The following is a 7,929-nucleotide window of genomic DNA, read 5'->3' on the forward strand; positions in this document are numbered from 1 at the left end:
CCAAGCCGCTGGAGGAGGGTTGGACAGGGCGGCTGGAAGCGGCGCTCGGGCGGCCGGTGGCGCTGACGCTGGAGGAAGACCCCGGCCTGATCGCGGGTGTGGAGCTGCACTTCCCGCACACGATCCTCCGCCATTCCTGGAAACAGGCGCTGGCGGAGGCCATGGAGGAGCTGGCGCGATGACGACGCTCAGCGAAGCGCTCGAATCCTGGCTGCCGGAGGCGACGAAGCGGCTGGACGGCGTCGGCCTGCACCCCCGCTTGGAGCAGGTCGGGCGGATCGAGGCGGTGGGCGACGGTATCGCGCGGGTCTCCGGCCTGCCTGAGACCCGCGCGGACGAACTGCTGCTGTTCCCCGGCGGCGTGGCCGGGCTGGCGGTGGATCTGGACGGGGAGATCGGCTGCATCCTGCTGGGCGAGGACCGCCACCTCTCGGCCGGCGCGCCGGTGCACGGGGCGGGGCAGGTGGTGCGGGTGCCGGTGGGCGATGCGCTGATGGGGCGGGTGCTCGACCCGATGGGCCACCCGCTGGACGGCCTCCCGCCGCCCGAAGCCGAGCGCTGGAAGCCGGTGGAGTGTCCCGCCCCCGCCATTGCCGAGCGCGCGGCGGTGTCGGAACCGCTGCTGACCGGCACGGCGGTGATCGACGCCATGTTCCCGCTGGGCCGCGGCCAGCGCGAGCTGCTGATCGGCGACCGCGCCACCGGCAAGACGGCCATCGCCGTCGACGCCATCCTCAACCAGACGGACGGCGACGTGGTCAGCGTCTACGTCGCCGTCGGCCAGAAGGCGTCCGGCGTGCGCGCGGTGGTCGAGGCGGTGAGGAGCGCCGGCGCCCTGGCGCGCACGCTGTTCGTCATCGCCCCGGCCGACGCGCCGCCGGGCCTGCAATGGCTGGCGCCCTACGCCGGCTTCACCATGGCCGAGCATTTCCGCGACAGCGGCCGGCACGCGCTGGTCATCGTCGACGACCTGACCAAGCACGCCGCCGTGCACCGCCAGCTCTCCCTCCTGCTGCGCCGCCCGCCGGGGCGGGAGGCTTATCCGGGCGACGTCTTCTACCTGCACGCCCGCCTGCTGGAGCGCGCGGCCAAGCTGGCGCCGCACAAGGGCGGCGGCTCGCTGACCGCGTTGCCCATCGCCGAGACGCAGGCGGGGAACCTGTCGGCCTACATCCCGACCAACCTGATCTCCATCACCGACGGGCAGGTCTGCCTGGACGCCAAGCTGTTCCACGAGGGGCAGAAGCCGGCGGTGGACATCGGCCGCAGCGTGTCGCGCGTCGGCGGCAAGGCGCAGCCGCCGGCCCTGCGCGCCCTGGCCGAGCCGCTGCGGCTGGACTACGCGCAGTTCCTGGAGCTGGAGGTGTTCACCCGCTTCGGCGGCATGGTGGACGAGCGCACCCGCGCGGCGGTGGCGCACGGGCGGCGCGTGCGCGCGCTGCTGGCGCAGCGCCATCTGGCGCCGCAGCCGCTGGCGCTGCAGGTGGCGCAACTGGTGGCGCTGGCCGACGGCACGCTGGACGCCCTGCCGGAGGAGGCGGTGCCGCGCCTGCGCGCCGTGCTGGCGGGCCTGCTGGAGACGCGCGCGCCGGAGGTGGCGGCGCGCTTCGCCGGCGGCGCCGACCTGGACGACGCCACGCGCGCCGCATTGCGCGCGCTAGTCGCCGATGCCGTGGCGCAGATCGGAGGCCCCTGATGGCCGAACGCCTTGCCGAGGTCGAAGCCCGCCGCGCCAGCGTCGAGGAACTGCGCGCCGTCACCGACGCCATGCGCTCGCTGGCCGCGGTGCGGCTGCAGCAGGCGCTGGCGGTGATCGGCGGCACGCGCGCCTATGCCGGGGTGATCGGCGGCGCGCTGGTGCAGGCGGTCGGGCTGCTGGCCGAGGGGCCGGCGCGCTGGCCGCCGCAGGACGGGCGGGGGCGCCCCGCCACCGTGCTGTTCGGGCCGGAGCACGGCTTCGTCGGCGCCTTCGCCGAGCGGCTGGCCGATTCGGCGCTGGCCGGCGTGCCGCCGGGCGGCGTGCTGTGGGTGGTCGGCAGCCGGGCGGCGGCGCTGCTGGAGGAGCGCGGGCGGCCGCCCGACTGGACGATCCCCATGGCGACGCACACCGACGCCGTCACCGCGACCGGCCGCCGCGTTGCCGAGGCGCTGTACCGCGCCGCCGCCGACGGGACGCTGGGCACCGTGGCGGTGCTGTACGGCCGCAGCGCCCAGGGCGGCGCGCCGGAGGTGGCGCGCGACGCGCTGCTGCCGCTCGACCTCGGGACGGCGGGGGGGAACGGGCGCGCCGTGCCGCCGCTCACCAACCTGCCGCCGGCCGATCTGGTGCCGCGCATGGTGGACGAATACGTCTTCGCCCTGCTGGCGCACGCGGCCATGGAGAGCTTCGCCGCCGAGAACGCGGCGCGCCTGGCGGTGCTGATGGCCGCGCGCCAGAACATCGACGCCACGCTGGACGAGCTGACCGGCGCGGTGCGCCGCCTGCGCCAGGAGCAGATCACCACCGAACTCATCGAACTCGCCACCGGCGCCGAGGCGCTGCAAAATGGGATTGGTAATACCTCTTCCGTGCGGGCGCCTTGATTCGGTTTGCTGGCCGAACAATGTCAGAATCAACGGTCGAATGGGGGCTTCGGCGCGCACAGTCCGTGGAGGCAGGGGTGTTCAATCCGTTGATAACGGCCACCGCCGGCTGGTCCGAGGCGGTGGAGGAGCGGGCGAAGCGGTTCCTGGGCTTCGTCGTCGGCACGGAAGGGGACGGCGTTCCCGTCACCGCCGCCACCATGCTGGCCCGTTGCCACCTCGACCCCATCGCGGGCGCGCGCTACCTCATGCTGATCCCGCCCCAGAAGGCCGTGCGGGAGCTGACGCTGATCCTCACGGACTTCCGCATCGACGGCCAGCCCTGCCCGGACCCGCTGGCCGCGGCGCAGGCCGCGCTGTCCTTCGCCGGGCGGGCGGTCACCGTCGACGAGATGCATCCCGAGCGGCGCTGGGTTGCCAACCTCGTCGCCAGCCTCCTTGGACTGCCGCGCGCGTCGCGCTGAGCACGCCCCCTGACATACAGTCTATCGCTTCCTCGTATGCGGGTTGCTAAGATCCCCCTGGATACGCAACCGCAGGGGACGCGGGCATGCAGGCGGGCGCGCAGGGGGGCGGGATGAACGTGACGCGGCGGATGCTGGCCGGCGTCGCCGGCGTCGCCGCGTCGGCGTTCGCCGCCGGCCTGTGCGCCGCCGCCGCCGTCCTGGCCGGCGGCATCCCCGAACGGCTCGCCTTCGGCATCCTGGCCGTGGTTTGCCTGGCCGGCGCCGGTGCCGGCGCGCTGCTGCTGCACCGGTCCGCCGCGCGGCGCCTGGAGCGTCTCAGGCACGGCATGCGGACCCTCACGGCCGGCCAGTCCGTGCCGGACGCCGGCGGCGACGAGTTCGAGGCGCTCGCGGCCGCCATCGACGGCGCCGGGGAGGCGATCCTCCGCCAGGAGGAGGCCCTGCGCCTGGGCGAGGAGCGGTTCCGCGGCCTGATCGAGGGGTCGATCCAGGGCATCCTCGTGCACCGCCGCTTCGTGCCGCTGTTCTGCAACGACGCCTTCGCCCGCCTGCACGGCTTCGCCGCCGCGGCCGAGGTGATGGCGCTGAGCGACGTCAAGGCCCTGCTGGCGCCCGAGGAGATGCCGCGGGCGTGGCGCGGCTATGTGCGGATGATGGCCGGGGAGGAGCCGGCCGGCGTGGCGCGGGTGCGGCGCCTGCGGCGCGACGGCACGGCCGTGTGGATGGACGCGGTGGACCGCGTGGTCGAATGGGGGGGCGATCCCGCCGTGCTGACCTCCGTCGTCGACGTCAGCGAGCGGGTGCGCGCCGAGACGGAGGCGGCGGAGGCCGCCGGCCACCTGCGCGCCGCCATCGAGGCGATGCCGAGCGCCGTCATGATGCTGGACTCCGGCCTCAACATCCTCGTCCATAACCGCAAGTTCTGCGAATACTGGAACATCTCCGCGCAGGAGATGGCGACGGCGCACACGGCTCCCCTCAACCTGCGCGCCTGGGCCGAACGCAGCATGCCCGGCGCCGACGTCGACGCCTATGTCGAGCAGCGGCTGGCCGTGCTGCGGGCCGGCAAGCCCTATTCCCACCTCGTCCACACGGCGGACGGGCGCGACATGGAGATCCGCGGGCAGCCGCGCCCGGACGGCGGCTGGGTCATCACCGTCACCGACGTCACCGACCGCATGCAGGTGCAGGACGCGCTGCGTCAGGCCAAGGAGCGGGCGGAGGAGGCGGCGCGCACCAAGTCCACGTTCCTGGCCACCATGAGCCACGAGATCCGCACGCCGATGAACGGCGTGCTGGGCATGCTGGAGGTGCTGGAGCGCACGCCGCTCGACGCCGACCAGCGCGCGGTCCTGTCGGTGATCCGCGAATCCGCCTCGGCCCTGCTGACCATCATCGACGACATCCTCGACTTCTCGAAGATCGAGGCGGGGCGCCTGCGGCTCGACCCGACGCCGGTGGACCTGCGCGGCCTCGTCGAGGGGGCGGCCGACCTGCTGGGCACGCGGGCGCGGGAGAAGGGGCTGGACCTCGTGACCCGCGTGGCGCTCGACGGCGTCGAGACGCGGGTGGGCGACGCGGTGCGGCTGCGCCAGATCCTGCTGAACCTGATCGGCAACGCGGTGAAGTTCACCGAGCACGGATCGGTCGTCGTCGACGTGCGGCCGGGCGGCGAGCCGGACGCCGTGCGATTCGAGGTCGCCGACACCGGCATCGGCATGGGCGACGAGCAACGGGCCCGCCTGTTCGAGCCGTTTACCCAGGCCGACGCCTCGACCACCCGGCGCTTCGGCGGCAGCGGGCTGGGCCTGTCGATCTGCCGGCGGCTGGTCGGCATGATGGGCGGCGGCATCGGCGTGGAGTCGGAGCCGGGGCGCGGCTCGGTCTTCTGGTTCGAGGTGCCGCTGCCGCCGCCGTCATCGGTCAGCGCGCATCCGGTGGCCGATCTGGCGGGGCTGCGCGTGCTCGTCGCCGACTCCGTCGCCGCCGCCCGCGGCAGCTTCGCCGAGATGCTGGCCGGGGCCGGCGCCCAGGTGGCGCAGGCGGCCGACGCGGCGGCCGCGTTCGAGGCGCTGCGCGGCGGGCTGCAGGGGCATGCCCCCTTCGACGCGGCGGTGGTGGCCCAGGTGCCGGGCGTCCTCGACGGGCTCGGGCTGGCGGCGGCGCTGAAGCGCATGCCGGGCCTCAACGCCACGCGCATCGTCCTCACCACCGCGCGGGAGGACGCCGGGCTGGCCGCCGCGGCCGAGGGGGCGGGGATCGTCGCCGTGCTGCACAAGCCGGTGCGCCGCGACGCGTTGCGCGCCGCCGTGGCGCGCGCCGCCGGGCGGCCCGCCGACGCCGCCGGGCTGGCGGACGGCGACGTTGAGGCCGGCGCGGTCCGGCCGCCCGGCGTGGCGGAGGCCGAGGCCGCCGGGGTGCTGATCCTGGTGGCGGAGGACAACCCGACCAACCAGGTCGTCATCCGCCGGCAACTGGAGCAGCTGGGCTTCGCCGCCCGGCTGGCCGCCGACGGCGCCCAGGCGTGGGAGGCGCTGCAGAACACGCAGTACGGCCTGCTGCTCACCGACTGCTTCATGCCGGGGGTGGACGGGTACGAGCTGGCGCGGCGCGTGCGCGCGACCGAACGCGACAGCGGCCGGCGCCTGCCCATCGTCGCGCTCACCGCCAGCGCGCTGACCGGCGAGGCGGAGCGCTGCTTCGCCGCCGGCATGGACGACTACCTGTCGAAGCCGGTCGACCTGCAAAGCCTGTCGCGCACCATCGCCCGCTGGCTGCCGCAGGCGCTGGAGCTGCGCCGCCCGGCGGCGGGGCCGGCGCCGCGCGCGGCCGAGTCGGCGCCGCCGGACGCGGCGGAGGCGCCCCCCGTGCTGGACCGGGCGCACGTGGTCGCCACCTTCGGCAGCGTCGACGCGGCGCGCGACCTGCTGGGCTTCTTCCTGGAGACGACGGCGCCGCTGATCGACGAGGTGGCGCAGGATCTGGCCGAGGGCGACGCCGACGGCGGGCGCCGCGCCGCGCACGCCGCCGCCGGCGCGGCGCGCACCGCCGGGGCGGTGGAGCTGGCGGTGCTGTGTTCGGAGGTCGAGCGCACCGCCGCGACAGGCGACCTCGACGCCGCGCGCACGCACGCCGGGCGGCTGAAGGACGCCTTCGTCCGCGTCGAGGGCGTCATCCGCGGGGGTCTGTGACAGGGACGGCGCCGGAAGGCGCCGGCCGCATGAGCGCCGCGGTTGCCCGCCGCGCCGTGTCCCTGATATTCCTTGGGTCAAGGCGGGGGCGTCCCCGCCAGGGAGGTGCCGCATGGACAGGAAGCCGGTGGAGTACGAGCACTACAACATCCTCGTCATCGAAGATCAGCCGTTCGTCCGGCGCACCATCATGCAGATCCTCTCGCAGATCGGCTTCCGCAAGATCTTCGAGGCCGACAACGGCGAGACCGGCATGCAGGAATGCATCCGCAACTCGCCCGACATCATCGTCTGCGACATCGACATGAAGCCGGTCAGCGGCCTGCAGTTCCTGGCCCAGCTGCGCGCCAGCGCGGACGTGCGGAACAACCGCACCCCCGTCGTCTTCCTGACCAACCACACGGAATCCGACATTGTGAAGAAGGCCATGGCGCTGGGCGTCAACGGCTTCGTCGTCAAGCCGCCGTCGTTCGGCGCGCTCAAGGAACGGGTCGACCGTCTGCTGGCGCGTTGAGCGCCCGGCGCAGGAGCCCGTCTTGAACAGCCTGGACCTCATCGAAGGCCTGCCGGACCCCGTGGCGCTGATCGGCGCCGACGGCGCCACGCTGGCCGTCAACCAACCCTTCATCGCCGCCTTCCGCGACGTGGCGGCGCAGTTCGCGACGGCGGGCGACTTCCTCGCCCTGCTTCCCGTGCACGCCGACGTCGTGCCGCGCCCGCATGGGCCCGGCCCGGTCAGCGCGACGGGCGCCGACGGCCGGCAGTGGCTGGTGGGCGAGCGGCGCATGGCCGACGGCGGCCGGCTGATCTGGTGGCGCGACATCACGGACCAGCGCCGCACCGCCGACGACCTCTACGCCGCCACGCTGACGCTGGAGCGCAGCGTGTCGGAGCACGCCGACGACCGCACGCGCCTGCACGCCGCCCTTGAGGCCGCCGGCATCCAGGCGGAGGAGGCGGTGCGCGCCAAGGCCCGCACGCTGGCCTTCATGAGCCAGGAAATCCGCAACCCGGTCGCCGCCATCGTCGACGCGGTGCGCCCGCTGCTGGCGGCCCCGCTGGGGCCGGCCGAGCGCGAGCGCGTCGGACGGATCCTGCAGTCGATCGAGACGCTGCGCATGCTGGTCGACGACGTGGCCGAGCTGGCGCGCCTGGAATCGCAGGGCATCCGGCTGGAGGCGGAGCCGTTCGGCGTCGAGACGGTGGTCGGCAGCGTGCTGGCCAGCCAGCAGTCGGCCGCCGCCGACCGCGGGATGACGCTGGCGGCCGACATCGACCCGAACGTCCCCGCCATCGTGGTGGGCGACCCGGCGTGGCTGCGCCACGTGCTGGTGGAACTGGTCGGGCTGGCGGTGCGCGAGGGGGACTGCCGCGCCGTGTCGGTGCGCGTGCGCCGCGCCACGCTGCCCGACGCGCGGTCGGGGCTGCGCGTCGCCGTGGTCGGCGCCGGGCCGGGGCTGGCGGGCGAGCTGCAGGCGTGGCTGACCGACGGCGTGCCGCCGCTGGACTTCAGCGCCGCACGGCAGGCCGGCGTGCGGGGCCTGGGCCTGCACGTGTGCCGGCGCATCGTCGGGCTGATGGGCGGCGAGATGGGCGTGGACTGCGACGCCGAGGGCTGCCACGGCGTGTGGTTCACCGCCGCCGTGGACCTGGGCGACGGCAACGCCGGCCGCGCGGCGCCGGAGGGG

Annotated in this window: 6 protein-coding genes and 1 pseudogene; all 7 read left to right on the plus strand. The window is 74.8% G+C overall.

Annotation, left to right across the window (positions count from 1 at the left end; translation table 11 throughout):
- Positions 1-182: pseudogene (locus VED21_RS13490) on the plus strand (hypothetical protein); the annotation flags it as partial.
- Positions 179-1,696 carry a F0F1 ATP synthase subunit alpha gene (locus tag VED21_RS13495; protein ID WP_324882888.1) on the plus strand — a complete coding sequence of 506 codons (1,518 nt, stop codon included), beginning with the start codon at positions 179-181 and terminating at the stop codon, positions 1,694-1,696. The pseudogene VED21_RS13490 and the gene VED21_RS13495, both read left to right, overlap by 4 nt.
- On the plus strand, positions 1,696-2,583 hold the full coding sequence (locus VED21_RS13500) for a F0F1 ATP synthase subunit gamma (protein ID WP_324882889.1): 888 nt from the start codon (positions 1,696-1,698) through the stop codon (positions 2,581-2,583). Before VED21_RS13495 ends, VED21_RS13500 begins: the two co-directional genes overlap by 1 nt.
- Positions 2,584-2,660: 77 nt before the next feature.
- The gene (locus VED21_RS13505) at positions 2,661-3,047 is read left to right on the plus strand and encodes a hypothetical protein (protein ID WP_324882890.1); all 387 of its coding nucleotides are present in this window, start codon (positions 2,661-2,663) and stop codon (positions 3,045-3,047) included.
- A gap of 86 nt (positions 3,048-3,133) precedes the next feature.
- Positions 3,134-6,241, plus strand: a complete 3,108-nt coding sequence (locus VED21_RS13510; protein WP_324882891.1) for a response regulator — start codon at positions 3,134-3,136, stop codon at positions 6,239-6,241.
- Between the two features lie 112 nt (positions 6,242-6,353).
- The gene (locus tag VED21_RS13515; protein WP_324882892.1) at positions 6,354-6,755 is read left to right on the plus strand and encodes a response regulator; all 402 of its coding nucleotides are present in this window, start codon (positions 6,354-6,356) and stop codon (positions 6,753-6,755) included.
- Between the two features lie 22 nt (positions 6,756-6,777).
- A partial coding sequence (locus VED21_RS13520) for a HAMP domain-containing sensor histidine kinase (RefSeq protein ID WP_324882893.1) occupies positions 6,778-7,929 on the plus strand: 1,152 nt, incomplete at its 3' end.

It is taken from the genome of Azospirillum sp. (genome assembly GCF_035627195.1).
Lineage (GTDB): Bacteria > Pseudomonadota > Alphaproteobacteria > Azospirillales > Azospirillaceae > Azospirillum.